Here is a 25,663-nt window from a genome sequence, read left to right as displayed (position 1 = left end):
CCATGGGCGATGAGAGCGAGGCGGCCGGCCGCAACATGTCGGACATCCTTGAGGCCGCGCAGACCTCGCAGGCCTGGCCCTTCGAGGAAGCGCGCAAGATCGTCGCGCGCCTTCAGCGGACCGGCAAGCGCGAGGCGCTGTTCGAGACCGGCTACGGACCGTCGGGCCTGCCCCATATCGGCACCTTCGGCGAAGTCGCGCGCACGACCATGGTGCGCAACGCCTTTCGCATCCTGACGAACGACGAGATCCCGACGCGGCTCATCTGCTTTTCCGACGACCTCGACGGGATGCGCAAGATCCCCGACAGCGTGCCGGACCGCGCGGCGCTCGAGCCCTACCTGCAGCGCCCGCTCTCCGACGTGCCGAACCCGTTCGGCGGCGAGGAGGCGACGTTCGCGGGCCACAACAACGCGATGCTGCGGCGCTTCCTCGACACGTTCGGCTTCGACTACGAGTTCGCGAGCGCAACCGAGTACTATCGCTCCGGCCGCTTCGACGCGGTGCTCCTGCGCGCGGCCGAGCGGTACGACGACATCATGGGCGTGATGCTGCCGACGCTCGGCCCCGAGCGACAGGCGACCTACAGCCCGTTCCTGCCGATCTCGCCCACCACGGGCCGCGTCCTCTACGTGCCGATGCGCCATGTCGACGCGAAGGCCGGCACGATCACCTTCCTCGACGAGGACGGCACGGAGACGACGCTGCCCGTCACCGGCGGACAGGTGAAGCTCCAGTGGAAGCCCGATTTCGGCATGCGCTGGGCGGCGCTCGGCGTCGACTTCGAGATGTTCGGCAAGGACCACCAGACCAACGCCGTGGTCTACGACCGGATCTGCGAGATCCTGGGCGGCGAGGCGCCGGAGCACTTCGTCTACGAGCTCTTCCTCGACGCCGAGGGCGCCAAGATCTCGAAGTCCAAGGGCAACGGCCTGTCGATCGAGGAGTGGCTGACCTACGCCTCGCCGGAAAGCCTCGGCCTCTACATGTTCAACAAGCCGCGCGCCGCCAAGCGCCTCCATTTCGACGTGATCCCGAAGGCGGTCGAGGACTACTACGCCTTCGCCGCCGCCTTCGAGCGGCAGGACACGAAGTCGCGCCTGCAGAACCCGACCTTCCACATCCACGGCGGCGAGCCGCCGGTGAAGGGGATTCCGGTCTCCTTCGCGCTGCTCCTCAACCTCGTCTCGGCCTCCAACGCCTCCGACCCGAAGACGCTCTGGGGCTTCATCTCGCGCTATGCGCCGGGCGTGACGCCCGAGACCGATCCCGAACTCGACCGCCTCGTGACCTACGCGCTGCGCTATTTCGAGGACTTCGTGCGCCCGACGAAGCGCTTCCGGGCGCCGGACGAGGTGGAGCGCGGGGCGCTGGAGGATCTCGACCGGCGGCTCGCCGCGCTGCCCGATGGCGCGGATGCGGCCGCGATCCAGGACGCGGTGCTCGACGCCGCGCGCCCGATCCCGCGCTACCAGGACGAGAAGAAGAAGGGCCCGGACGGCGGCCCCGGCGTCTCGCTCGAATGGTTCTCGGCGCTCTACCAGATCCTGATCGGGCAGGAGCGGGGTCCGCGCTTCGGCTCGTTCGCCGCGCTCTACGGCATCGACGAGACGCGGCGGCTGATCGCCGACGCTCTGGCCGGACGCCTCGCCTCAGCCGCCTGAGCCGGCGGCCGTGCGCGTCTCGGAGAGACCGTAGGCCCAGACGCCGCGCCGGGCGTCGCGCGCTTCGCGTTCGGCCGCCTCGTAGCGGCCGCCCGGCGTGGCGAGCGCCCAGCCGTTGCGCACCACCCAGTCGCCGACATCGGCCTCGCCGAGAGAGCAGGGCGCGCTGATCTCGCGCGCCTCGCGCTGGTCCGGCGTCACCGCGCACATCAGCGACCGGCCGCGGATCCAGCCGCGAAGGGCGGTGCGGGCGCGCGTCGCGCACGGCCAGGCCTGCGCCCCGTCGGCGCAGCGCGCGTCGCTCGCCACCGGCTCGACGTCCTCCACGAGAAGCGTGACCTCGCCGGTCTTCAGGGTTCGCGCGTCCACCGCGATCGGCCGGGGAAACAGGCGATAGGAGGGGCCGCCCGGCGCGGCCGACGCCGCCGCGGCGACCTCGGGGGCCGTCGTCGCGGCCGCGGCTGCCGGCGCTTCCTTTACCGCGTCGGTTGCGCCGGACAAGGGCGGCGTCGCCGCGCCACTCGCCACGGCGGGCAGGCGGGTGAGGCCGCTCGAATCGATCGGCGCGGCATCGATCGCGCGCACGGCCGACACTGAAGCGGGAGCCGTCGGCGACGCTGCGGCCGGTTCGGACACGGCGTCGGCGCTCTCCACGATCGCCACCGGCTCGGCGAGGTCGCGGCGCCCGGAAAACAGCGTGGTCTCCGCCGGCACCACCAGGAAGAACACGGTGACGAGCGCCAGAAGGCCGAGCGCGATCCGCAGCGGTTGCATGGGTGCCGTCCTTCTTCCCGTGTCGGCCAGGGCCTGCCGCACGCCGTCCAGTCTAGCGCCCGCCGGGCGGCGGGAACAGGCCGCCTCGCCGCGTCGGAGGCTACACGGACATGCCGTCCCTCACGCTCACCCGCAAAGCTATGGCTCGAACGCACGGGGGAAAGCGCGCGGCCGTGCGATCGGTCGGGCTGTCCCCAGCGCCCGTCCGCGATCGCGACGTTGATTCTCGGTCGCGGGAGAGCGGAGGCACGCATCCCGCCGCCGTCTCCGGCGATCCGGTTGCCGGGCGAGACAGCGTCGTCAGGCAGAGCGTCCGCCGCTCCGCATCCATCGGCGATGGTTCCGCTGGCTCACGACATGGTCAGGCTTCGGACTGGAACGATCTTACTTGCAAACCATTCGCATTTGCATATTCTTGACTCAAGACTCACCTGGAGACCCGCGTGACCCTGACCCGGCGACGCTTCGCTCTTCTTCCCCTCGCTTTCGCCGCGGCGCTCGCCGCAGCCCCCGCGCTCGCCGCCGAGAAGCTGAAGGTCGCCACGACCTTCACGGTGCTGGCCGACATGACCCGCAACGTCGCGGGCGACCGGGCCGAGGTGGTCTCGATTACCAAGCCCGGCGCCGAGATCCACAACTATCAGCCGACCCCGCGCGACATCCTCTCGGTGCGCGACGCCGACCTTGTCCTCTGGAACGGGCTGGGAATGGAGCTCTGGTTCGAGCGCTTCTTCTCCCGGCTGGGAGACAAGCCCTCGGCCATTCTGACGAAGGGCATCGAGCCGATCCTGATCGGGGAGGGGCCCTACCAGGGCAAGCCCAACCCCCATGCCTGGATGTCGCCGACGCTGGCGCTGACCTATGTCGACAACATCCGCGATGCGCTGTCCGCCGAGGACCCCACCAACGCCGCGACCTACGCCGCCAATGCCGAGCGCTACAAGGGCGAGATCTCGGCGAGCGTCGAGGGCCTGCGCACCTCGCTCGCCGCCCTGCCCGAGGGGCACCGCTGGCTCGTCACCAGCGAGGGCGCCTTCTCCTATCTCGCCCGCGACTTCGGCCTGCGCGAGCTCTACCTCTGGCCGATCAACGCCGACTCTCAGGGCACCCCCCAGCAGGTGCGCCGCGTGGTCGACACCGTGACGACGGAGAAGATCCCGGTCGTCTTCTCGGAAAGCACCGTGTCGCCCGATCCGGCGAACCAGGTCGCGCGCGAGACCGGCGCCCGCTACGGCGGCGTCCTCTATGTCGACAGCCTGAGCGCCGAGGGCGGCCCGGTGCCGACCTATATCGACCTCCTGCGCGTGACGACGCAAACGATCGCCGCGGGCTTCTCCTCGTGAGCGCGGCGCCCGGCATCGAGGCCGCGGGCCTCACCGTCGTCTACCGCAACGGCCATGTCGCCCTGCGCGAGGCGAGCTTTTCCGTCCCGCGCGGCTCGATCACGGCGCTCGTCGGCGTCAACGGTGGCGGCAAGTCGACACTGTTCAAGTCCGTGCTCGGCCTCGTGCCGCAGTCGGCGGGTCGCGTGTCGATCCTCGGCGCGCCCGTAGGCCAAGCCCTGAAGCGAAATCGCGTCGCCTACGTGCCGCAGAGCGAGGAGATCGACTGGAACTTCCCCGTTCTGGTCGAGGACGTCGTGATGATGGGTCGCTACGGCCACATGGGCTGGCTGCGGCGCCCGAAGCCGGCCGATCATCAGGCGGTGGCGGCGGCGCTCGCCCGCGTCGGCATGGCGGACTTCCGCGCCCGCCAGATCGGCGAACTCTCCGGCGGCCAGAAGAAGCGCGTCTTCCTCGCCCGCGCGCTGGCGCAGGGTGCCGAGGTGATCCTCCTCGACGAGCCCTTCACCGGCGTCGACCTTCGCACCGAAGAGGCGATCATCGCGCTCCTCAAGGACCTCCGTCGCGAGGGCGCGGCGATGCTGGTCTCGACCCACAACCTCGCCGCCGTGCCCGAATTCTGCGACCGCGCGATCCTCGTCAACCGGACCGTGCTCGCCGCCGGGCCGACCGCCGACGTCTTCGTGCCCGCCCATCTCGAACGGGCCTTCGGGGGCACGCTGCGCGGCGGGTTGTTCGGCGCGATGCCGGCCGCGTCCGCCGCCGGCCGCGAGCCCGTGGAGGCCGTCGCGTGAGCGCCGCCCTCCTCGAGCCCTTCACCTACGACTACATGTTCAACGCCATCTGGGTGTCGATGCTGGTCGGCGGCGTCTGCGCCTTCCTGTCTGCCTTCGTGGTGCTGAAGGGCTGGTCGCTGATCGGCGATGCGCTGTCGCACTCGATCGTGCCGGGCGTCGCGGGCGCCTACATGCTGGGCCTGCCCTTCTCGATCGGCGCCTTCCTGTCCGGCGGGCTGGCGGCCGGCGCGATCCTTCTGATCTCGCGCGCGTCGCGGCTGAAGGAGGACGTCGTGATCGGCCTGATCTTCACAACTTTCTTCGGTCTCGGCCTCTTCATGGTCTCGATCTCGCCGGTGCCGATCGACATCCAGTCGATCGTGCTCGGCAACATCCTCGCCGTCACGCCCGCGGACACGCTGCAACTCGTCCTCATCTCGGGCGTGACGCTCGTGATCCTGCTCCTCACCTGGCGCACGCTGATGGCCGTGTTCTTCGACGAGAACCACGCCCGCACGATCGGCCTCGACCCGACGCTCTGGCGTGCCCTCTTCTTCACGCTTCTGAGCGCCTGCGCCGTCGCCGCCATGCAGACCGTCGGCGCCTTCCTGGTCGTCGCCGCCGTGGTGACGCCGGGCGCGACGGCCTATCTCCTGACCGACCGGTTCGGGCGGATGATCGGGCTCTCGGTCGCCATCGGGGTGCTGACGAGCGGCATCGGCGCCTATGCCAGCTACTTCCTCGACGGGGCGACGGGCGGCGTGATCGTGGTGCTCCAGACCGCGCTCTTCCTTCTCGCCTTCGTCTTCGCGCCCAAGCACGGGGTGTTCGCCGCGCGACGCCGGGCGAGGGCCGAGGTCCGGGAGGCGCTGCCATGAGCGCCGCCGACCTCCTCTTCCCCTTCCAGATCGACTTTCTGCAATACGCCTTTCTGGCCGGCGCGCTGATCGCGGTGCCTTGCGCGCTTCTGTCCTGCTTCCTGGTGCTGAAGGGCTGGTCGCTGATGGGCGATGCGGTGTCGCACGCCGTCCTGCCCGGCATCGTCCTCGCCTATGCCGCCGGCCTGCCGCTGGCGCTCGGCGCCTTTGCGGCCGGCCTCTTCTGCGCCGCCGGCTCGGGCTTCTTGAAGAACAACAGCCGCATCGCGCAGGACACGGCCATGGGCGTCGCCTTCGCCGGCATGTTCGCGCTCGGGATCGTCCTCCATGCCAAGGTGCGCTCGGCGCTGCATCTCGACCATATCCTGTTCGGCGATCTCCTCGGCCTCACGCCGGGCGATCTCGTCGAGATCGCCGCGATCGTCGTGCCGATCCTCTTGTTCGTCGTGCTGTCCTGGCGCAGCCTCCTCCTGCACAGCTTCGACGCCGTTCAGGCCCGCGTCTCGGGCCTGCCTGTCCGCCTCCTGCACTACGGACTGCTGGCCGCGCTGTCGGCCGCGATCGTCGCCTCGATGCAGGCGGTCGGCATCATCCTCGTCGTGGCGCTCCTGATCGCACCGGGCGCTACCGCCTTCCTCCTCGTCCGCTCCTTCGGCCGGATGCTGGTGGTGGCCGCGAGTTTCGCGCTCTTCGCCTCGACGCTCGGCATCTGGCTCTCGGTGTTTCTCGACAGCGCGCCGGCGCCGACGATCGTCCTCGTCATGTCGGCCGGCTGGATCCTCGCGCTCCTCTTCGGCCGCCGCGCCCCGTGCGAGGTGGACGCGGCGGCCGCAGCCGTGGCCAGCGAGCCCTGATCGTCCCGGTGGCTTGGCGAAGGGGGGCGCCGGCCGCTAAGACGGACCGGAGGGCGCCGCCGCCCGGCACCGGAGACACGGATCACGCATGAACGCCGACAGGCAGGGCCGGGCGACGATTAAGGACGTCGCGCGCGAGGCGGGCGTCTCGGCGATGACCGTGTCCAACGTCATCAACAACAAGACGCAGTTCGTGGGCGCGGCGGCCCGCGCGCGGGTCGAGGACGCGATCGCGCGCCTCGGCTACCGCCGCCAGTCCAGCGCGCGCAACCTGCGCGGGCAGGGGCCGCGCTCGATCGGCATGGTGATCGTCGACGAATCGCCGGCCTTCCTCGCCAACTTCTTCACCGCCCAGCTCGTGGCAGGCCTCGCCAACGTCCTCAACCGCGCGGACTGGACGCTGACCCTCTCCGGTCTCCATCCCGACCAGCTCGCCGCCTCCAGCCTGATGCGGACCTACGATGTCGGGGGCCTCTGCGCCATGGTGGCGGGCGAGCGCGCGGCGCGCCACGACATCGTGCGGCGCCTCAGCGACCTCGGCCAGCCGGTCGTCCTCTTCCAGGAGGTGGTGGAGACCGAGGGGCGCGACCTCTGTCTCGTGCGCCAGGACGACGAGGGCGGTGGCCGGAGGATCGGCGCCCATCTCGCGCGGCTCGGTGTGTCCCGCGTCCTCGCGATGCTGCCGCGCCAGAGCTGGCCGGCGATCGAGAACCGGCTCGCCGGTCTCGGCCGGGGGCTGGGCGCCGAGCCGGCCGACGTCCTGCGCGTCGACCACGACGACTTTTCCGCCGTGCAGGAGGCGCTTCGCCTCTGGATCGCCGCACACGGCCTGCCGGGCGCGGTCTGGGGCGCCAACGACCAGATCGCCTCGGCGGCGCTCCTCCATCTTCTCGACCGGGGCGTCGCGGTGCCGGGCGCCGTGCGCGTCGTCGGTTTCAACGATTTTCCCGCCCACCGGCACGCGCGACCGCGCCTGACGACCCTGGCCTCGCCCGCCTACGAGCTCGGCGAGCGGGCGGGCGAGGCCATGCTGAAGCGTCTGGAGACGGGGCATTTCGAGACGCAGGACCTCTGCCTTCCCGTCGCCTTCCTCGCTGGCGAGACCGGGTGAGGCCGGCTTGCGGGCGATGGCATGTAACGTTAAACAAGGGGTGAGGGCGTCCTTGGGAGGGGAAGCATGAACCGCATCGATCTTGAAGGCCAGGTCGCCGTCGTCACCGGCGGCGCGCAGGGCATCGGCTTTGCCGTGGCGCAGCGTCTCGTCGCGTCCGGCGCCCGCGTCAGTCTCTGGGACACCAATGTCGAACTCCTGCGCGACGCGGTGGCGGCGCTGGGGGAGGCCGCGTCGTCGCAGACCGTCGACATCACCGATCTTGCGGCCCTCGGCCGCGCCCATGCCGCCGTGGAGGCGGAGGTCGGCCCGGTCTCGATCCTCGTCAATTCCGCCGGCATCGCCGGCAAGAACGCGACGCTCGACGAGTACGACCCGGACGAATGGCGCCGTGTCGTCGAGATCAACCTGAACGGCACGTTCTACGTCAACCGCACCGTGGTGCCGGGCATGAAGGCGCGCAACTACGGGCGCATCGTCAACATCGCCTCGATCGCCGGCAAGGAGGGCAATCCCAACCTGTCCGCCTATTCGGCCGCGAAAGCCGGCGTCATCGGCCTGACGAAGTCGCTCGGCAAGGAACTGGCCAAGCACGACATCGCCGTCAACGCGATCACGCCCGCGACCGCGCGCACGCGCATCCTGGAAACCCTGACGCCCGAGTTCATCGACTATATGCTGGTGCGCATTCCGCGCGGCCGGTTCCTGGAGGTCGAGGAGGCTGCCGCGATGGTGGCCTGGCTCGTCTCCAAGGACAATTCCTTCACCACCGCCTCGGTCTTCGACCTGTCGGGCGGCCGAGCCACCTATTGAAGGGACACCACCCATGAAGCTTCTTCGCGTCGGCCAGAAGGGCCGCGAACGCCCGGCCATCCGCCTCGAGGACGGAACCCTGCGCGACCTGTCGAGCCTCGTCGACGACATCGCCGGCGAGGCCCTGTCGGACGAGAGCCTGGCGAAGATCCGCGCCGCCGACCTCGGCTCGCTGCCGACGATCGAGGGCGACGAGCGCATCGGCCCCTGTGTCGGCCGCGTCGGCAAGTTCATCTGCGTCGGCCTGAACTACGCCGACCACGCCGCCGAGAGCGGCATGGCGGTGCCCTCCGAGCCCGTCCTCTTCATGAAGGCGACCAGCGCCATCGTCGGCCCGAACGACGACGTCGTGATCCCCAAGGGCTCGATTAAGCCGGACTGGGAGGTCGAGCTCGGGGTCGTCATCGGGACCGAGGCGCGTTACGTCTCGGAAGCCGACGCGCTCGACCACGTCGCCGGCTACTGCGTCGTCAACGACATCTCCGAGCGCCACTTCCAGACCGAGCGCGGCGGCCAGTGGGTCAAGGGCAAGTCGGCCGACACGTTCGGACCGATCGGCCCTTGGCTGGTGACGCGCGACGAGGTCGCCGACCCGCAGGCGCTCTCGATGTGGCTCGAGGTCGACGGCCACCGCTACCAGGACGGCTCGACGAAGACGATGGTCTTCGGCGTCGCCCATCTCGTCCACTACATCTCGCAGTTCATGAGCCTGCAGCCGGGCGACATCATCACCACCGGCACCCCGCCGGGCGTCGGCATGGGCATCAAGCCCGAGCCCGTCTGGCTGAAGGCCGGCAACGTCATGCGCCTCGGCATCGAGGGCCTCGGCGAACAGCGCCAGGACGTGAAGGCCTACGCGGGCTGACCGCTTCGCATTTCGAGAGGAGGCCGGCGGAGCGATCCGCCGGCCTTTTCGTTGAGGGGCGATGATCGTCTTTCTCGACTTCGAGGCCTCGTCCCTCAACGCTAAGAGCTTTCCCGTCGAGGTCGCTTGGGTCTTCGAGACCGGCGAAGGGGAAAGCCACCTCATCCGCCCCCAGCCGGACTGGACCGACTGGGAGGCGGAGGCCGAGGGCATCCACGGCCTGTCGCGCGAGCGTCTGGAGCGCGAGGGCATGCCGGCCGACGCGCTGGCGCGGCGGATGCTGGAGGCCCTCGCTCCCCACGACCTTTATGCGAGCGCCCCGTCATGGGACGGGAAGTGGCTGAGCGTGCTCCTGCGCGGCGGCGGGCAACCGCGCCACGCGCTCCGGCTGAAGGACACGGAAGACGCGCGGGCCGACCTCGTCGCCCGCCATCTCGGGCCGGGGCGGGACGAGGAGGCTCGGGCGATCCTCTCCGAGATCGAACGGATGGGGCGCGACGCCACGCCCGAGCACCGGGCGCTCGGTGACGCCGAGCGCGAGCGGCAGCTCTGGCTGGAAGCCGGGCGCCGCGCTGCCGCGAAGGCGTGAGCCGAAGCCGGCTTCCTGTCGCCCGAACAAACCTCGTGTTGGGCCTCGGGTGTCTGGACTTTCCCGCCCCGGCTGGCGATCCTTTGCATCGCGTGCGAAGCAGCCGAGGGGGATCGGCGCGGCTCGGCGTCGGGAGGACATGACATGCGGGCGATCCGTCTGGAGGGCGTCGGACAACTGGCCGTGCGCGATCTCGAAACGCCGGTGCCGGGCGAGGGCGACCTTCTCGTCCGGGTCGAGGCCTGCGGCATCTGCGGCACCGACCGCCATCTCTTCCACGGCGAGTTTCCCTCGCGCCCTCCGGTGACGCTCGGTCACGAGTTCGCCGGCACGGTGGAAGCCGTCGGATCCGGCGTGACGCGTTTCGGCCCCGGCATGATGGTGACGGGCGATCCCAACATCGCCTGCGGGCGCTGCCCCGAATGCCATCGCGGACGGGTGCATCTGTGCCGAAACCTTCAGGCGATCGGCATCCATCGCGACGGCGGCTTCGCCACGCACGTCATCGTGCCGGAGACGCAGGCCCATCGCCTGCCGGACGGATTCGATCCCGTGCACGGCGCCTTCGCCGAGCCGCTGGCCTGCTGCATCCACGGGATGGACGTCGCGGCCCTGAAGCCCGGCGAGACGGTCGTCGTCCTCGGCGGCGGCCTGATCGGCCTCCTCGTCGTCCAGCTCGCGCGCCTTGCCGGCGCCTCGCGGATCGTCCTCGCGACGCGCAGCGCCGACAAGCGTGCGCTGGCCGAGCGGCTGGGCGCGACCGACACCGTGGATGCCGGGCAGCCCGATGCGGAGCGCCGGATCTCTGGCGAGGGCGGTCTCCTGCCGGGCGGCGCCGATCTCGTGGTCGAGGCGGCCGGCGTCGCCGAGACGGTGGCACAGGCGCCGCGCCTCGCCGCGCGTGGCGGCCGCGTGCTTCTTCTGGGCGTCCTGCCGCAGGGCGAAAAGGTTGAGATCGAGCCCTTCGATCTCCTGTTCCGCGAGGTCCAGTTCCTGACCTCGTTCGTCAACCCCTTCACCCATGCGCGCGCCGCGGCTCTTCTCGCCGCGGGCGCCATCGACGTCGCCCCGCTCGTCTCGCGCCGCGTGACGCTGCAGGAAGGCGCCGAGGCGATCTCGGCCCGAGCGCCCGCCGGCGAGATCCGCGCGATCGTCGTGCCCTAAAGGCCGAGGCTCGCGAGGTCCGGCCCGAGCGGCACGATGCCGTTCGGGTTCAGCGCCCGGATCGAATAGTAGCCGCGCTTGATGTGGTCGATCGACACGGTCCCGCGCACGCCGGGCACATCCAGCATCCGCCGCGTGTGGGCGGTGAGGGCCGGGTAGCTCGACAGCGGCCGGCGGTTGCACTTGAAGAGGCCGTGATAGGCGGCGTCGAAGCGGACGAGCGTGACGAAGAGGCGGATGTCGGTCTCGGTGAGCCGTTCGCCGAACAGGAACGGCCCGCCGGCGCCGAGACGATCCTCGAGCGTGTCGAGCGCCTCGAAGACGGCGGCGTAGGCGTCCTCGTAGGCCCCTTGCGTCGTCGCGAAGCCGGCGCGGTAGACGCCGTTGTTGAGGCGCGGATAGAGCCAGTCGTTGAGTGCGTCGATCTCCGGCTCGAGGTCGGCAGGCCGAAGGTCGACGTCGCCGCGCGCAAGCGCGCCGAAGCCGGAATTGAACATCCGCAGGATGTCGGCCGACTCGTTGTTGACGATCGTGCCGCGCCGCTTGTCCCAGAGGACGGGCACCGTCGCGCGGCCGTTCACATGTGGGTCGGCGCGGGTGTAGAGCTCGTGGACGAAGCGCGCGCCGTTGACGGGATCGTCCGTCGAGCCCTCTCCCTCTCCGAAGCGCCAGCCCTCGGCGCCGAGTTCCGGGCGCACCACCGAGACGGACACGACGTCCTCCAGCCCCTTCAGCCGCCGCGCGATCAGCGTGCGCGAGGCCCAGGGGCAGATCAGCGCGACATAGAGGTGGTAGCGGCCCGCCTCCGCGGAGAACCCGCCGTCGCCGGTCGGACCGGCCGAGCCGTCCGGGGTGACGAAGTGGCGAAAGCTCGATGTCTGGCGGACGAAGCCGCCCTTGGCGTCCGTGCCCTGCACCGGCTGCCAGTTTTCCGTCCAACGACCATCGACCAGCATCTCAGCCTCGCTTCAGCGTGATGCCGACCCCGGCGGGATCGGTCAGGTGGATCGCCTCGCCCTGCCGCGCGGCCGTCGCGCCGGAGGCGAGGATCGCGGCCTCGGCCGCCCCGAAGGCTGCCTCGTCGCGGGCAAGAAGCTCGAAGCCCTTGAGGCCGGTGGCGGCGGGATCGCGGGCAGGAGCGCCGCGGCTGTTCCAAATGTTGCCGGCGACGTGGTGGTGATAGCCGCCGCTCGACAGGAAGGTGGCGCTCGCCATGTTCTGCATGACGTCGAGGCCGAGGGCGGCCGTGTAGAAGCGCTCGGCCTCGGCGACGTCGCCGACCTGGAGATGGACGTGCCCGACCGTGGTGCCGGCGGGCGCGCCGGCAAAGGCACTGCCGGCGCCGGCGGCGAAGAGCGCTTGCGTGTCGAGGGGATCGGACACCATCTGCAACGCGCCGCCCGCGCGCGGCCATTCGACCTCGGCCCGGTCGGCATAGACCTCGATGCCGTTGCCCTCGGGATCGGCAAGGTAGATCGCTTCGCTGACGCCGTGGTCCGAGGCGCCCTGGAGCGGGGCGCGGCTGTCCACCGCATGGCGCAGCCAGCGGCCGAGCGAGGCGCGGTCGGGCAGAAGGAAGGCGGTGTGGAAGAGGCCCGCCGAGCGGTGGCCGGAGGGGGGTGCCGAGCGATCCTCGGTCAGTGCCAGGAAGGCGAGTGGCCCTGCGCCGAGATGCACGGTCGCCCCATCCCGTCCGATCTCGGCAAGGCCGATCACCTCGCGATAGAAGTCGGCGATGCGGGCGAGGTCGCGCACCACGAGTGACACCGTGCCGATGCGCAGCGGCGTCTTAGGGGACGGGTCGGGCAGGCTCATGGCAGGGCTCCGGGTGGCGCCGGCGCAAGAAGACCGCCGGTTCCCCATCAGATAAGCCCCGAGGGCCCTCCTGCCGAGGGCCCTCCCGTTGAACGGTCAGTCGTCGACGAGGATCGTGTCGGCGACCTCGATGCCGAAGCCGGTGAGCCCGACATAGGCGCGCTCGTGGGTGGCGAGCACCGAGATGGAGCGCACGCCGACGTCGCGCAGGATCTGCGCGCCGATGCCGACCTCGCGCCAGCGCTGGCGGCGCACCTTGGCGCTGCCGTGGCGCTCGCCGTCGGTCACCGGCTCGCCGGGTGTCGGCGCGGCCTCGAACTGGTCGACCTCGGGCGTGCGCAGGAGCATCAGGATGCCCTGGCCACGGTCCTTCAGCTTGTCGACGGCGAGCTCCACCCAGCTCGGGCGCCCGCGCACCTTGGCGAAGAGGTCGTTGACCGGCTGCTCGCGATGGATGCGCGTCGGCACCTTCTCGGCGTAGCGCACGTCGCCGAACAGGGCGACCACGTGCTGCATGTCGTCGAACGGGGTCTCGTAGACGCGGATGCGCCCCTTGAGGCCGCCGATCATCATCTCCTCCTCGCGCACGCAGCGCACGAAGCTCTCGCGCCGGATGCGATAGGAGATGAGGTCCTCGATCGAGATGATCTTGAGACCGTGCTCGCGCGCGAAGGGGATGAGCTCGGGCAGGCGCTTCACCGTGCCGTCGTCGTTGACGACCTCGGCGAGAACGCCGACCGGCGGCAGTCCGGCGAGCATGGCAAGGTCCGTGCCGGCTTCCGTGTGGCCGGAGCGGGTGAGGACGCCGCCCTCGCGCGCGATCAGCGGGAACATGTGGCCGGGGCGCAGGAACTCCGAACCCGGCACGTTGTCGTTGGACAGCGCCCGCGCGGTCGCCGCGCGCTCTTCCGCCGCGATGCCGGTCGTCATGCCGACGCGGTAGTCGACCGACACGGTGAACGCGGTGCGCATCGGGTCGAGATTGTTGGCGACCATCGGCGGCAGGTTCAGCCGGTTCGCCCGCTCGCCCGTCATCGGCACGCACAGGATGCCGCTCGTGTGGCGGATCATGAAGGCCATCTTCTCCGGCGTCGCGCGCGCGGCCGCCATGATGAGGTCGCCCTCGTTCTCGCGGTCGGTGTCGTCCACCACCACCACGAGCTCGCCCGCGGCGATCGCGGCGATCGCGTCCTCGATCGTGTCCAGTTCCATGCGGCGTTCCCCCGAAAGTCCTTGTCACGCCGCGTGTAGACGGGCGCGCGCCGCCGATCAACGGCGACGGATCGTTCGCCCCGGCGTTGCCCGGCGAAGCGGCCTTGTTGCGCCGCCGGGAAAACCTCAGCCGCGGCCGCGATAGGGCGGCACGCCCTGGTCGGGCAGGAAGACGCCCTCCGGCGGCGCCCCGGTCTGCCAGAACACGTCGATCGGGATGCCGCCGCGCGGATACCAGTAGCCGCCGATGCGCAGCCAGAGCGGCTGCGTCGCCTCCACGATGCGCCGCGCCACCATCACGGTGCAGTCCTCGTGGAAGGCGCCGTGGTTGCGGAACGAGACGAGGAAGAGCTTCAGCGACTTCGATTCGACGAGGCGCTGGTCCGGCGCGTAGTCGATCACGAGATGGGCGAAGTCCGGCTGACCGGTGACGGGGCAGAGCGAGGTGAATTCGGGACAGGCGAAGCGCACGATCGCGGGCGGGCCGTCGCGTCTGGCATAGGGCACGGTCTCGAGGACAGCCTCTTCGGGGCTGGCGGCGGGGCGCGCCTCGGCGCCGAGCTGTGTCAGGGTGGTCGGGGTCATGGGATCGGGCCTCGGGTGGACATGTCGGCGGGTGGCCTAGACCCGCAAGCCTCTTGGTTCAACCTTGGGCCCCCATCCATCACGCATCTTGCAACTTTGCGTGAGGACGGATAAGGCCGGAGGGCCAGGCCGGGCCCCTCTGGCAGTCGCGCGATGCGGCTGCGATGTCGGACTGGCGGACGATTTTCTCCATCCGCGACCCGTCGCGTGCGAGCCCCGTCCGCCGACTGATCGCCAGCCGCGCGTGTCCCGAGGTCTCGTCCCGCATGGGTTGCCCATCCGCTGGAGCGGCGGGAAAGGCCCCCATGTTCGAACTCCTCACACCCGAAGGCTGGCTGGCGCTCGGCCAGATCATCATCATGGACGTCGTCCTTGCCGGCGACAACGCGATCGTCATCGGCCTCGCTGTCGCCGGCCTGCCGGTCGACCAGCGCAAGAAGGCGATCTTCTGGGGCATCGCGGCCGCGACGATCCTGCGCATTGCCTTCACCGTCGTCGCGACGCAGCTTCTGGCCATCGTCGGCCTGCTTCTGGCCGGCGGCCTCCTGCTTCTGTGGGTCTGCTGGAAGATGTGGAGCGAGCTGCGCGCGCCCGAGCACGACGCCGATGGCGAGGCCGGCCTCGACGGCACGGCGGTGGGCAAGCCGCGCAAGACGCTGGCGCAGGCGACCCTCCAGATCATCGTCGCCGACGTCTCGATGTCGCTCGACAACGTGATCGCGGTGGCGGGCGCCGCCGAGGGGCACCACTGGACGCTGCTGGCGTTCGGTCTTCTCCTGTCGATCGCGCTGATGGCGTTCGCCGCCAACTTCATCGCCAAGCTCCTCAACCGCCACCGCTGGATCGCCTATGTCGGCCTCGCCGTGATACTGTTCGTGGCCGTCGAGATGGTGCTGAAGGGCCTCGTGCAGGTCTATCCGCCGGCGGGCGAGTACATCCCGTTCGCCGTCGAGGACACCGCCCATCCGGCGCTGCCGGCCGGCACGGGGCAGGGCGTGCCCGCCACGACCCCGGCGCCCGCACAGTAAAACCTGGTCACGGGTCCGCGCCTGATCGGGGAGCTGACCTTTCGACATGAAAAAGCCGGCGGCTGCGATGCAGTCCGCCGACTTTTTCATGCCTCAAGTCGTCGGTTCAGCCGCGGCCGTCGTCGTCCGGCGACACGCTCTCGTCCTCGGGCCCCGGAATGACGTAGGCGCCCGACAGCCAGCGATGGAGATCGACGTCCTTGCAGCGCGGCGAGCAGAACGGGAAGGTCGCCCGGTCGGACGGGCGACCGCATTCGGGGCACTTGCGGGCCGCGCGCAGGCCCGTGATCTCGGCGCTCACGACGCGGCGCCGTCAAGTCAGCGGGGCGGCGCCCGGCCGGGGCACCACGAAGCCCTCGCCCGTGAGGAGCGACAGCGTCTCGTAGAGCGGAAGGCCGACGACGTTGGAATAGGAGCCGACGAGGCGCACGACGAACGCGCCGGCAAGGCCCTGGATGGCGTAGCCGCCCGCCTTGCCCTGCCATTCGCCGCTCTCGACGTAGCGCTCGATGTCGTCGCGCGACAGGCGCTTGAAGCGGATGCGCGTCTCGACCAGCCGCTGGCGCGCCTTGCCGCCCGGCGTGACGACGCACACGCCGGTGAAGACGCGGTGCGAGCGGCCGGACAGGATGCGCAGGTTGGTGACGGCGTCGTCGGCGATCTCGGCCTTGGGCACGACCTGACGGCCGAGCGAGACCACGGTGTCGGCCCCGAGCACGAACGTGTCGCGGGTCTCGCCACGCGCGGCGATCGCCTCGTAGGCCTTCAGGGCCTTTGCCTTCGACAGCCGCTTGGCGAGCGAGCGCGGGTGCTCGGAGCGTTCCGGCGTCTCGTCGATCGCGGTCGCGAGCAGGCGCGCCGGCTCGATGCCGACCTGCTGCAGAAGCTCGAGCCGGCGCGGCGACCCGGAGGCGAGCACCAGCGCGCTATGGGGCGTGGCCGGCATCGGCGTCTTACTTGAAGCGGTAGGTGATGCGGCCCTTGGTCAGGTCGTAGGGCGTCATCTCGACGAGAACCTTGTCGCCCGTCAGCACGCGGATGCGGTTCTTGCGCATCCGGCCCGCCGTGTGGGCGATGATCTCGTGGTCGTTCTCGAGCTTGATGCGGAAGGTCGCGTTGGGCAGCAGTTCGGTGACCGTGCCGGGGAACTCGAGAACTTCTTCTTTCGCCATGCGGGTATCGGGCCTCGTTGCGGGGCAGGACGACGTCTCGCGTCCTCCCCTTAAGAATCTGGGGTCGCCGGGCATGGCGACCTCGTCAATGGGTGAATTTGGGCCCTAGATCGGATTTCACGCGGCAAAAAGCAAGCCTGCGCTCCGCTTTCCGCCGTGCGAAGGCCGTATCTCAGCCCGAAATGCGCTCGACCTCGGCCCCGCACGCGCCGAGCTTCTCCTCCAGCCGCTCGAAGCCGCGGTCGAGGTGGTAGACGCGGTTGACCAGCGTCTCGCCCTCCGCCACCAGCCCCGCGATCACGAGGCTGACGGAGGCGCGAAGGTCGGTCGCCATGACCGGGGCGCCGACGAGGCGCGGCACGCCCTCGATGCGCGCCATCTGGCCGGACAGCGAGATCTTCGCGCCGAGGCGGGCGAGCTCCTGCACGTGCATGAAGCGGTTCTCGAAGATCGTCTCGGTGATGTGCGAGACGCCCTCCGAGCGCGTCATCAGCGCCATGAACTGGGCCTGGAGATCGGTCGGGAAGCCGGGGAACGGATCGGTCACGACGTCGACCGGCCGGATGCCGCCGCCGTTGCGGCGCACGCGCAGGCCGGTCGGCGTGTCGGTGATCTCGGCCCCCGCGTCGCCGAGCGCGGTCAGCGCGGTCTGCAGGAGGTCGGAATGCGTGCCTTCGAGCGTCACGTCGCCGCCGGTCATCGCGACCGCCATGGCATAGGTGCCGGTCTCGATCCGGTCGGGCAGGACGCGGTGGCGCGCGCCCGACAGCGCCGTGACGCCGTCGATCGTGATGGTCGAGGTGCCGGCGCCCGAGATCTTGGCGCCCATCGCGTTGAGGCAGGCGGCAAGGTCTGCCACCTCCGGCTCGCGCGCGGCGTTCTCGATCACCGTCTGGCCCTTGGCGAGCGAGGCCGCCATCATCATGACGTGCGTCGCGCCGACCGAGACCTTGGGGAAGGTGTAGCGGTTGCCGACGAGCCCGCCCTTGGCCTCGGCGACGATGTAGCCGGCGTCGATGTCGATCGTGGCGCCGAGCGCCTGCAGACCCTCGATGAAGAGGTCGACGGGCCGCGTGCCGATGGCGCAGCCGCCCGGCAGCGAGACGCGCGCCTTGTGGCAACGGGCGAGCAGCGGCCCGATCACCCAGAAGCTCGCGCGCATCTTGGAGACGAGTTCATACGGCGCGGTGGTGTCGACGATGGTGCGGGCGGTGAAGTGGATGGTCCGGCCGGAGGTCGCGTGCGTCGCCAGACGCTTGCCCGACACGGTGTAGTCGACGCCGTGGTTGCCGAGGATGCGGATGAGCTGCTCGACGTCGGCCAGATGCGGCACGTTCTCGAGCGTCAGCGTGTCGTCGGTGAGGAGCGAGGCGATCATCAGCGGCAGGGCCGCGTTCTTGGCGCCCGAGATCGGGATCGTCCCGTTGAGGGCGTTGCCGCCGCGAATGCGAATGCGATCCATGGGAATTCCAGCGCCTTGGCCGACGGACGGGACCGACGGACTCGTCAAAGCGCGTGTCCTACACGAGCGGCCCGTGTGGATCAAACTGGCGCGGGGCCGAGCCGGCCCGTTCAGTGCGGGCGCAGGAGGACGTCGAGGCCGAACACGACCATCGCGACGATCGCGAGCTTCCAGAAGTCGCCGCGGCGCCGGAAGCCCGGCAGGCCGATCGGGCGGATAATCTGGAGGATCATCACGAGGATGATCAGGAAGGAGAAGAGCTTGTTCATCAAGCTCCGCTCTTAGACCCTGCCGCACGGTCTGTCGCGTGGGGCCGTCAGCGCGAGACCGAGGAGACCAGCGGCTCCGGCGCGTTCTCGATTTCCAGCCATTCGCCGGCGTTCGTTGAGGACTGCCGCTTGATGAAGCGGTAGGGCACCTCGGTCCAGCGGCGCACGCGCCAGTCGAGATTGTCGAGCACGAAGTCGCCGGACGCGGTGCGCAGCGTCAGGATGGCGTGGCCGGTGCCGTCGAGCTTGTTGACCACGGTCAGGAGGAGGTCCGAGAGGGGGATGCCGGCCGCATGGAGGCGCGCCCGCTTCAGGAGCGCGTAGTCCTCGCAGTCGCCCTTGTTGTCGGTCGGGAAGGTCCAGTACTCCTCCTGGCCGTAGAGCGCCTGATCGCTCACCGGCTGGATCTCGGCGTTCACGGCAAGGTTGATCTTGGCGACCTTGGCCATCAGCGCGTCGTCGAGCACGGGGGGCGCCTGCCCGGCGTCGGCGGTCGGGCCGCATTCCTCGGGTTGGCGCTCGCAGAAGGCCTTGTGGCCGAAGGGCTGCTTGATGGGGTCGCCCACCACCATCGCGTCGCCGGGCAGCGCCGCGCCGGCAGCCAGGGCGGCCGCCGAATGCAGGCAAAGTACGACCGTCACGCCGAGAAAGCGCCGAAAAATCATCACGATCTCCGTCGAGCGAGCGACCCGTCATCGCTCGTCGGCTATCGTGTGTGCAGTGCCAGAAGCTGTCAATCACCCAAAAACAGCGGAGGCGAAATAGGCGGGGCTTCCAGGGCGGCAAGAGGTGTCCGACGAAAGTTTTCGAAGTCGCGAAATTCGTGCGAGATCAGAGGGTTGTGAGGATCGCGGGCGGCATCGCCGGCTTGTTGCGCAAACGTCACGGATGGGGCGCGCTGCGCTGCCATGCGGCTCAGCTGAGGCCCTCAGGCGGCCGGCGGCCGGCTTTCGCGCGCCAGCGCCAACGCCGCCCGCTCCATGCGGGCAAGGTCCTCGGGGCGCGACAGGCGGTGGTCGCCGTCCTTCACGAGCGTCAGCGTCACGCCCGCCGACGGCAGGAGCGAGACGAGGTCGAGCGCGTGGGTGTGCGGCACGTCCGGGTCTTCCATCCCCTGGATGATGTGGACCGGCACGTCGAGCGCGATCGGCCCCGTCATCACGGCAGCCAGCGCGCCGTCCTCGATCAGCTTGCGCGTATAGACCGTCGGCTGGTCGGAATAGGGCGAGGGCTCGGCGATGAAGCCGTCGCGCTGGAGCGCCGCGCGGTCCTCCGCCGTCAGCTTCGGCTCGACGAGGCGGCTGGTGAAGTCGGGCGCCGGCGCAAGGAGGAGAAGCGCCTGGATGCGGCCGGGCAGGCGCTGGGCGAGGCGCAGCGCGATCCACGCGCCCATCGACGAGCCGACGAGGACGAGCGGCCCCCTCGTGCGCGCCGCGATCACCGCGGCGGCGTCCTCCGTCCAGCCGGTGATCGTGCCGTCCTCGAAGCGTCCCTCGGACTCGCCGTGGCCGGAATAGTCGAAGCGCAGGAAGCCGAGGCCCTCGCGCTCGCACAGGGTCGACAGGACCTCGGCCTTGGTGCCGCGCATGTCGGAGCGGAAGCCGCCGAGCCAGACGAGCGTCAGGCCGTCGCCCCGCCCGTCGACCGCGAGATAGGCGAGGCGCTCGCCGGAATGCGGCGCGATCTCGAAACGGGGCGGCAGATGCGGGGCGGGCGCTTCGGTCATTGTGGCCTCCGTGGCGCGGCGATGGCTGAATTCTGGCGTTTTTTCTCGCGGCCGTGCGTGAAATCGGGGCCGGGGCGTGTTATATGAAGCTTCAGTCTCCGGGCAGAAGGTCCGGTCGCGGTGCGCCGCGGCCTCACTTGTCCCGCCCGGCGCACCGTTTCGAGAATCGACCGTATTCGATCGTCAACAGCCGGAGTCAACGACCATTCGCAGACCATTTCGTGCACCGCCGACCCAGAAGGAGGGGCCGCGCTCCAACCGGGAGATCCGGGTTCCTTCCGTTCAGCTGATCGACGCCGACGGACAGAACCGGGGTGCCATACCCACCCAGGAGGCCCTTGCCCTGGCCGAGGAGGCCGGTCTCGACCTCGTGGAGATCGTGCCGACCGCCGTGCCGCCGGTCTGCAAGATTCTCGATCTCGGCAAGCTCAAGTACGAGGGCCAGAAGAAGGCCTCCGAGCAGCGCAAGCGTCAGAAGGTCATCGAGGTCAAGGAGATCAAGATGCGCCCGAACATCGACGATCACGACTACGAGACGAAGATGAAGGCCGTGCGCCGCTTCTTCGACGAGGGCGACAAGGTCAAGGTCACGCTGCGCTTCCGCGGCCGCGAGATGGCCCACCAGGAACTCGGCATGCGCCTCCTCAACCGGGTGCGCGAGGAGACCGCTGAGATTTCCAAGGTCGAGGCCGAGCCGAAGCTCGAGGGCCGTCAGATGATGATGGTGCTGGCGCCCAAGGGCTGACCGGCCCCGGCATCGCCGGATGCAAGTTTTGGAGGGCGGCCCGCGAGGGTCGCCCTTTTCCATGCGCATCGTTTTTTGGAGTGCGACGGGCTGTCAGCCGGCCGCCGTCGTGGCGGACTCGGCGGCGCTGGGGAGGGTCGCGCCGATCGCGCGCAGCGTCACCACGGCGCGCACCGCTCCGGCCGGCGCCGCCGGCGGCCCGGCCGGGCGCATGTGGACCGCGAGATGCGTGCCCTCCGGCCCCGCCATGATCCAGCGCGTCTCCGGCGCCCCATCGAGGAGGATCGCTGCCAGCGCGGCATCGAAGCGTTCGCCCGCCCGGCGCTCGGCCGGACTGAGCGGCCGGCCAGGGGCCGCGGGGCGGAAGAGGCGCCGGCTCGACAGGATGTCCTCGCCCGCCGCGTTGGCGAAGAGGATGCGGCCGCGCGCGTCGAGGAGGAGAGCGGCGTAGGGGAGGGGATCAAGCAGGCGTTCGAGATCCGGGCGTGGTGGCAAACGCCCCTCGGCGATCCGCGTCGCGAGACCGAGGGCCTCGCCGAGCGGCAGGGTCGCGAGATGGCCGGGATCGGCGTCGGCGGGGACCCGGATCGTCCAGGTTCCGAGGTCCGGCGTCTCGACGGACATGGCGACGGTATCGGCCCGCCGTGGGGGCGGGAGGCGATCGCCCGCCGGCGCGATGCCGACGTCCGGCCCGAGCTCCGCCGCAAGACCTCTCGCCACCGCCTGCCAGCCGGTTCCTTCCAGAACGGCTTCGCCGAGGCGGAGCATCAGGGCGGCGCGGTGGCCGGCAGGGCAGGGGGTGTGGGTCATGGGAGCGGGGACGGAGGGCGATGGGAGGAGTATCGCGTGCAAACCTCTGCAAAGGTTCAATCCGAACGCGCAATTTGGCCGAACGCGCGATTTGGCGGCGATGCGTCGATCTTGCGCCCGCCGCCGCTCGTCTGTATAAGCCGCCCGTTCACGCGAACCGGCCGGCAGGGCATGCCGTGTCGGTTCTGATGCTGTCGTGGCCTCCGATCCTTTGTCGGGATTTGATTCGACCGTTCCTTCGGGTCCGGTCGATGCGGGGCGCGATTTTCCGATCGAGGAGAGCAAAATGCCCAAGATGAAGACCAAATCGGCCGCCAAGAAGCGGTTCCGCATGACCGCCTCGGGCAAGGTCAAGGCGGGCGCCGCCGGCAAGCGCCATGGCATGATCAAGCGCTCCAACGACTTCATCCGCAACGCGCGTGGATCGATGATCCTCAGCGAGGCCGATGCCAAGATCGTCAAGGTCTACATGCCCTACAACCGCTGATCGCGGTCGGGCACTCAAAGATTTCAAGGAGATAAGATCATGGCACGCGTCAAGCGGGGCGTTACGTCCCACGCCAAGCACAAGAAGGTCCTGAAGGCCGCCAAGGGGTTCTACGGCCGTCGCAAGAACACGATCCGCGCCGCCAAGGCGGCCGTCGATCGGTCCAAGCAGTTCGCCACGCGCGATCGCCGCGTCAAGAAGCGCAACTTCCGCGCCCTGTGGATCCAGCGCATCAACGCCGGCGTGCGCGAGCATGGCCTGACCTACGCCCGCTTCATCGACGGCCTCAACAAGGCCGGCATCCAGGTCGACCGCAAGGTCCTCTCGGACATCGCGATCCACGAGCCGGAGGCGTTCGCCGCCCTCGTCGAGCAGTCGCGCACCGCACTCGGCTACATCAAGGACGCGAGCGAGACCGCTCACGCCCGCGCCGTCGGCGAGAAGCAGGCCGCCTGAGGGCGGTCGACCTCTCGAGGTCGATGACACGCAAAGGCCCGCGGCGTCCGACGCCGCGGGCCTTTTTGCGTTTCCCACGAGCCGCCGCCGGGCGGCCGGGCGTGTTTTAAGCGTTTTTCTTCCGCGACCGATGCTGTAGGACGGGCCCGCCGGAACGGGCCATCCCGTCCCGCCTTCCCTTCGCCTGCCCGTGAGGACCTGCCGTGACGGACCTGTCCGCGATCGAAGCCCGCTATCTCAACGACGTGGAGAACGCTGCCGACGAAGCGGCGCTCGAGGCCGTGCGCCTTGCCGCGCTCGGCAAGAAGGGCGAGATTTCCGAGCTTCTGAAAGGGCTCGGCAAGATGGACGCGGAGGAGCGGCGCGAGTTCGGGCCGAAGCTCAACGGCCTGCGCGACCGCGTGGCCGAGGCGCTCGGCGCCAAGCGCGAGCGGCTGGCCGATGCCGCGATCGAGGCGCGCCTCGCGGCCGAGCGGCTCGACGTGACGCTGCCGGTCCGCCCCTCGCCGGTCGCGCGCGGGCGCATCCACCCGATCAGCCAGGTCGTCGACGAGATCACTGCGATCTTCGCCGACATGGGCTTCTCGGTGGCCGAAGGCCCGGACATCGAGACCGACCGCTACAACTTCACGGCACTCAACTTCCCCGAGGGCCATCCCGCCCGCGAGATGCACGACACGTTCTTCCTGAAGGCTAAAGAAGGGGCGGAGCGCAAGCTTCTGCGCACCCACACCTCGCCCGTGCAGATCCGCACGATGGAAGCCTCGAGCCCGCCGATCCGCATCGTCATCCCCGGCAAGACCTACCGGCAGGATTCGGACGCCACCCACACGCCGATGTTTCATCAGGTGGAAGGGCTCGTCATCGACAAGTCCGCCAACATCGCCAACATGAAGTGGGTGCTGACGGAGTTCTGCAAGGCGTTCTTCGAGGTGCCGAGCCTCAACATGCGCTTCCGGCCGAGCTTCTTCCCCTTCACCGAGCCTTCGATGGAGGTCGACATCCAGTGCGACCGCTCCGGCTCCGAGGTGCGCTTCGGCGAAGGCACCGACTGGATGGAGATCCTCGGCTGCGGCATGGTGCATCCCAATGTCCTGCGCGGCGTCGGGCTCGATCCCGACGAGTACCAGGGCTTCGCCTGGGGCATGGGCATCGACCGCATCGCCATGCTGAAATACGGCATGCCGGACTTGCGCGCCTTCTTCGACGCCGACATCCGTTGGGTCGAGCACTACGGCTTCCGCCCGCTCGACATGCCGACCTTGTTCTCCGGTCTAAGTTCGTAACGCCGGACCTATGGCGCGCTCGTTCCGCTATCCCGTGCGCGACCCGGCCGACTGGGCGGCGATGGGGCGGCTCTCGCCGCTCCACCGCCTGGCGCTCGCCCTTCGCGAGCGGCGCTACCGGCGGCGCGCGCGGCCGGCCGACGGGATCGCGCTGACGCCCGCCAAGCCCGAGCGGCCCCTGGCGGCGGGCGATCTCGCCCTCGTCTGCACCGTGCGCAATTCGGCGAGCTACCTGCCGGCGTTCCTCGCCCATTACCGGCGCCTCGGCGTCACCCGCTTCATCTTCGTCGACGATCGCTCGGACGACGGCACGGCCGAGCTTCTCGCCGGCCAGCCCGACGTCGACCTCTTCACGTCGAACGTCACCTACGGCGCCTCCGCCTATGGCCGGGTGTGGCGCGACGCGCTGTTCACGCGCTACGGCCGGGGGCGCTGGTATCTCAACGTCGACGCCGACGAGTTCCTCATGTTTCCCGGCTGCGAGACGCGGGGCCTTCGGGACTTCATCGCCGACCTTGAGCGGGCGGGGCTGAAGCGGGGGCTGGCCCCGATGCTCGACCTCTACCCCGACGGGCCGCTGCGCGAGGCGGTCTACGATCCAGCACGGCGTCGGCATCCGCTGGAGGTCTCGCCGCTCATCGACGGCGAGGGCTACGAGATCGCCCCCGAGAAGTTCACGCTGTCCGTGCGCGGCGGGCCGCGCACGCGCCTCTTCGGCAACCGGATCCGCCTCACCAAGTTCCCGGTGATCTTCGTGGACGCGGCGACGCAGGAGAACGGCTCCTCGATCCACGGACCCCTGCCGATCGCGCGCAACTTCGCGCCCGTTCACGCCGTGCTCCTCCATTTCAAGTTCTCGTCGGTCTCGGTCGAGGAGTTCGCGCGTCTTGCGAAGGAGGGCGAGCATTTCGGCGGCGGCGTCTTCTATGCCGAGATCGCGGCCTCCGGCGCCTTCAATCCCGACCTGTCGCTGGCATATCCCGGCTCGCTGCGGGTCGGGAGTTCCGAGGATCTCGTGAGGCGCGGCTTCATGCAGGACCTGCGTCCCTAGCGCTTCGATTTGACCCGTGCCCCAAAGGCGGGCATCACAGCCGCGCCCGTTCCCGAGGCGTATCGCCTTTCAGCTGACGAGGAAACGCATCATGGCCCGATCCGCCGCCGGCATCGCCCGCTCCGCCGTGGTGGAGACCGTGTCCGTGATCGCCGGCGCGATCATCGGCACGCTGGTGGCCGCCATCTTCGGCTGGCTGTTCCTGTCGCTCGGCTTCGCGACGCTCGCCGCCTCGCCCTCGGTCTACATCCTCGCGCTCGTGACGGTCGCGATCTTCGCGGGGCTCTACGGTTATCTGCCGGCGACGCCCGCCGTCCTCGGCTCGCTGGCGGTCGGCATCCTCCTGCCGACCGTGATCGCCAAGTTCGCCTTCGATTCCACCGAGACGCTGGCGACGCTCCTCGCGGTCAACGTCGTCTTCGCGCTCACCGCCCTCTCGGTCTACCGCTTCGTCCACGCCAGCGGCCTCGTGCGGCAGGCGGCGTCGGACGTCGCCGACCGCACCTGAGCGCTCCCGCTTTTGGCCCGCCGGGCCGCCTCCATCCGTTCCGTTCCCGTTTTTCGAGCCCGTCATGAAGTTCACCCTGTCCTGGCTAAAGGATCACCTCGACACCGACGCCACCCTCGCCGAGATCACCGAGCGCCTCACCGCGATCGGCCTCGAGGTGGAATCGCTCGACGACAAGGCCGCCATGCGCGCCTTCACGATCGCCCGCGTGCTCGACGCG

General features: G+C 69.8%; 30 protein-coding genes. 17 read left to right on the top strand and 13 right to left on the bottom strand.

Going from position 1 to position 25,663, the window contains the following annotated elements; all coding sequences use genetic code 11:
• The first annotated feature begins 2 nt into the window (after positions 1-2).
• A complete protein-coding gene (locus QZ753_RS00185) occupies positions 3-1,664 on the top strand; it encodes a lysine--tRNA ligase (protein WP_294640114.1) in 1,662 nt (553 codons plus the stop codon).
• On the opposite strand, the gene QZ753_RS00180 is transcribed toward QZ753_RS00185, so the two are convergent.
• Positions 1,653-2,438, bottom strand: coding sequence for a thermonuclease family protein (locus QZ753_RS00180; RefSeq protein WP_294640112.1), 786 nt, complete (start codon positions 2,436-2,438; stop codon positions 1,653-1,655). The two genes, QZ753_RS00185 and QZ753_RS00180, sit on opposite strands and share 12 nt — an antisense overlap.
• 443 nt (positions 2,439-2,881) lie before the next feature.
• Between QZ753_RS00180 and QZ753_RS00175 the strand changes: the two genes are divergently transcribed.
• From QZ753_RS00175 to QZ753_RS00135, 9 genes are all read left to right on the top strand, one after another.
• Positions 2,882-3,781 (top strand): metal ABC transporter substrate-binding protein, encoded by a 900-nt coding sequence (locus tag QZ753_RS00175; protein WP_294640110.1) that lies wholly within the window; start codon positions 2,882-2,884, stop codon positions 3,779-3,781.
• Complete coding sequence (locus tag QZ753_RS00170) at positions 3,778-4,575, top strand: ATP-binding cassette domain-containing protein (protein ID WP_294640109.1); 798 nt, start codon at positions 3,778-3,780, stop codon at positions 4,573-4,575. Before QZ753_RS00175 ends, QZ753_RS00170 begins: the two co-directional genes overlap by 4 nt.
• Entirely contained in the window at positions 4,572-5,435 is an 864-nt protein-coding gene (locus QZ753_RS00165; RefSeq protein WP_294640107.1) for a metal ABC transporter permease, read from the top strand. Before QZ753_RS00170 ends, QZ753_RS00165 begins: the two co-directional genes overlap by 4 nt.
• Complete coding sequence (locus QZ753_RS00160) at positions 5,432-6,289, top strand: metal ABC transporter permease (RefSeq protein ID WP_294640105.1); 858 nt, start codon at positions 5,432-5,434, stop codon at positions 6,287-6,289. Before QZ753_RS00165 ends, QZ753_RS00160 begins: the two co-directional genes overlap by 4 nt.
• A gap of 88 nt (positions 6,290-6,377) precedes the next feature.
• Positions 6,378-7,400 carry a LacI family DNA-binding transcriptional regulator gene (locus tag QZ753_RS00155; protein ID WP_294640103.1) on the top strand — a complete coding sequence of 341 codons (1,023 nt, stop codon included), beginning with the start codon at positions 6,378-6,380 and terminating at the stop codon, positions 7,398-7,400.
• Positions 7,401-7,466: 66 nt separating this feature from the next.
• Entirely contained in the window at positions 7,467-8,213 is a 747-nt protein-coding gene (locus QZ753_RS00150) for an SDR family NAD(P)-dependent oxidoreductase (RefSeq protein ID WP_294640101.1), read from the top strand.
• Between the two features lie 13 nt (positions 8,214-8,226).
• Positions 8,227-9,078, top strand: coding sequence for a fumarylacetoacetate hydrolase family protein (locus QZ753_RS00145; protein WP_294640100.1), 852 nt, complete (start codon positions 8,227-8,229; stop codon positions 9,076-9,078).
• Positions 9,079-9,139: 61 nt separating this feature from the next.
• The gene (locus QZ753_RS00140; RefSeq protein ID WP_294640098.1) at positions 9,140-9,667 is read left to right on the top strand and encodes a transcriptional regulator; all 528 of its coding nucleotides are present in this window, start codon (positions 9,140-9,142) and stop codon (positions 9,665-9,667) included.
• Positions 9,668-9,811: 144 nt separating this feature from the next.
• Positions 9,812-10,831: a zinc-dependent alcohol dehydrogenase family protein gene (locus QZ753_RS00135; RefSeq protein WP_294640096.1), complete on the top strand. Its 1,020-nt coding sequence runs from the start codon at positions 9,812-9,814 to the stop codon at positions 10,829-10,831.
• Here QZ753_RS00135 and QZ753_RS00130 read toward each other — a convergent pair.
• The 4 genes from QZ753_RS00130 to queF all read right to left on the bottom strand — a co-directional run bounded on the left by QZ753_RS00130 (position 10,828) and on the right by queF (position 14,443).
• On the bottom strand, positions 10,828-11,787 hold the full coding sequence (locus QZ753_RS00130; protein ID WP_294640094.1) for a glutathione S-transferase family protein: 960 nt from the start codon (positions 11,785-11,787) through the stop codon (positions 10,828-10,830). The two genes, QZ753_RS00135 and QZ753_RS00130, sit on opposite strands and share 4 nt — an antisense overlap.
• Before the next feature lies 1 nt (position 11,788).
• Entirely contained in the window at positions 11,789-12,646 is an 858-nt protein-coding gene (locus QZ753_RS00125) for a VOC family protein (RefSeq protein ID WP_294640092.1), read from the bottom strand.
• A gap of 96 nt (positions 12,647-12,742) precedes the next feature.
• Entirely contained in the window at positions 12,743-13,858 is a 1,116-nt protein-coding gene (ribB, locus tag QZ753_RS00120) for a 3,4-dihydroxy-2-butanone-4-phosphate synthase (protein WP_294640090.1), read from the bottom strand.
• 126 nt (positions 13,859-13,984) lie between these two features.
• Positions 13,985-14,443, bottom strand: coding sequence for a preQ(1) synthase (gene queF / locus QZ753_RS00115; RefSeq protein WP_294640088.1), 459 nt, complete (start codon positions 14,441-14,443; stop codon positions 13,985-13,987).
• Positions 14,444-14,748: 305 nt separating this feature from the next.
• Here queF and QZ753_RS00110 point away from each other — a divergent pair, with 305 nt between their 5' ends.
• Positions 14,749-15,471 (top strand): TerC family protein, encoded by a 723-nt coding sequence (locus tag QZ753_RS00110; protein WP_294640086.1) that lies wholly within the window; start codon positions 14,749-14,751, stop codon positions 15,469-15,471.
• Positions 15,472-15,577: 106 nt separating this feature from the next.
• On the opposite strand, the gene yacG is transcribed toward QZ753_RS00110, so the two are convergent.
• From yacG to QZ753_RS00075, 7 genes are all read right to left on the bottom strand, one after another.
• A complete protein-coding gene (gene yacG, locus QZ753_RS00105; RefSeq protein WP_294640084.1) occupies positions 15,578-15,772 on the bottom strand; it encodes a DNA gyrase inhibitor YacG in 195 nt (64 codons plus the stop codon).
• Between the two features lie 12 nt (positions 15,773-15,784).
• Entirely contained in the window at positions 15,785-16,417 is a 633-nt protein-coding gene (locus QZ753_RS00100; protein WP_294640082.1) for a Maf-like protein, read from the bottom strand.
• 7 nt (positions 16,418-16,424) lie between these two features.
• Complete coding sequence (infA, locus tag QZ753_RS00095) at positions 16,425-16,643, bottom strand: translation initiation factor IF-1 (RefSeq protein WP_055892241.1); 219 nt, start codon at positions 16,641-16,643, stop codon at positions 16,425-16,427.
• Positions 16,644-16,815: 172 nt separating this feature from the next.
• Positions 16,816-18,105: a UDP-N-acetylglucosamine 1-carboxyvinyltransferase gene (gene murA, locus QZ753_RS00090; RefSeq protein WP_294640080.1), complete on the bottom strand. Its 1,290-nt coding sequence runs from the start codon at positions 18,103-18,105 to the stop codon at positions 16,816-16,818.
• Positions 18,106-18,215: 110 nt separating this feature from the next.
• Complete coding sequence (locus QZ753_RS00085; RefSeq protein ID WP_090963651.1) at positions 18,216-18,374, bottom strand: hypothetical protein; 159 nt, start codon at positions 18,372-18,374, stop codon at positions 18,216-18,218.
• 47 nt (positions 18,375-18,421) lie between these two features.
• Complete coding sequence (locus QZ753_RS00080) at positions 18,422-19,039, bottom strand: transglutaminase-like cysteine peptidase (protein ID WP_294640078.1); 618 nt, start codon at positions 19,037-19,039, stop codon at positions 18,422-18,424.
• A gap of 263 nt (positions 19,040-19,302) precedes the next feature.
• Positions 19,303-20,100: an alpha/beta hydrolase gene (locus QZ753_RS00075; protein WP_294640076.1), complete on the bottom strand. Its 798-nt coding sequence runs from the start codon at positions 20,098-20,100 to the stop codon at positions 19,303-19,305.
• A gap of 205 nt (positions 20,101-20,305) precedes the next feature.
• Between QZ753_RS00075 and infC the strand changes: the two genes are divergently transcribed.
• Positions 20,306-20,845: a translation initiation factor IF-3 gene (gene infC, locus QZ753_RS00070; RefSeq protein ID WP_090963710.1), complete on the top strand. Its 540-nt coding sequence runs from the start codon at positions 20,306-20,308 to the stop codon at positions 20,843-20,845.
• A 93-nt stretch (positions 20,846-20,938) separates the two neighbouring features.
• On the opposite strand, the gene QZ753_RS00065 is transcribed toward infC, so the two are convergent.
• On the bottom strand, positions 20,939-21,655 hold the full coding sequence (locus QZ753_RS00065) for a PAS domain-containing protein (protein ID WP_294640074.1): 717 nt from the start codon (positions 21,653-21,655) through the stop codon (positions 20,939-20,941).
• Positions 21,656-21,941: 286 nt separating this feature from the next.
• Between QZ753_RS00065 and rpmI the strand changes: the two genes are divergently transcribed.
• From rpmI to QZ753_RS00040, 5 genes are all read left to right on the top strand, one after another.
• Positions 21,942-22,142 carry a 50S ribosomal protein L35 gene (gene rpmI, locus QZ753_RS00060; protein ID WP_055892255.1) on the top strand — a complete coding sequence of 67 codons (201 nt, stop codon included), beginning with the start codon at positions 21,942-21,944 and terminating at the stop codon, positions 22,140-22,142.
• A 39-nt stretch (positions 22,143-22,181) separates the two neighbouring features.
• The gene (gene rplT / locus QZ753_RS00055; protein WP_090963659.1) at positions 22,182-22,598 is read left to right on the top strand and encodes a 50S ribosomal protein L20; all 417 of its coding nucleotides are present in this window, start codon (positions 22,182-22,184) and stop codon (positions 22,596-22,598) included.
• A 203-nt stretch (positions 22,599-22,801) separates the two neighbouring features.
• Complete coding sequence (pheS, locus tag QZ753_RS00050; RefSeq protein ID WP_294640069.1) at positions 22,802-23,884, top strand: phenylalanine--tRNA ligase subunit alpha; 1,083 nt, start codon at positions 22,802-22,804, stop codon at positions 23,882-23,884.
• A 10-nt stretch (positions 23,885-23,894) separates the two neighbouring features.
• On the top strand, positions 23,895-24,935 hold the full coding sequence (locus QZ753_RS00045; RefSeq protein WP_294640068.1) for a glycosyltransferase family 2 protein: 1,041 nt from the start codon (positions 23,895-23,897) through the stop codon (positions 24,933-24,935).
• Positions 24,936-25,026: 91 nt separating this feature from the next.
• On the top strand, positions 25,027-25,443 hold the full coding sequence (locus QZ753_RS00040) for a hypothetical protein (RefSeq protein WP_294640066.1): 417 nt from the start codon (positions 25,027-25,029) through the stop codon (positions 25,441-25,443).
• Positions 25,444-25,663: the final 220 nt, after the last annotated feature.

This window comes from uncultured Aureimonas sp., from assembly GCF_913775355.1.
Taxonomy (GTDB): Bacteria; Pseudomonadota; Alphaproteobacteria; order Rhizobiales; family Rhizobiaceae; genus Aureimonas.
Note: the sequence above shows the minus strand (reverse complement) of the source record. Positions and strands in the feature narration are given on the sequence as shown.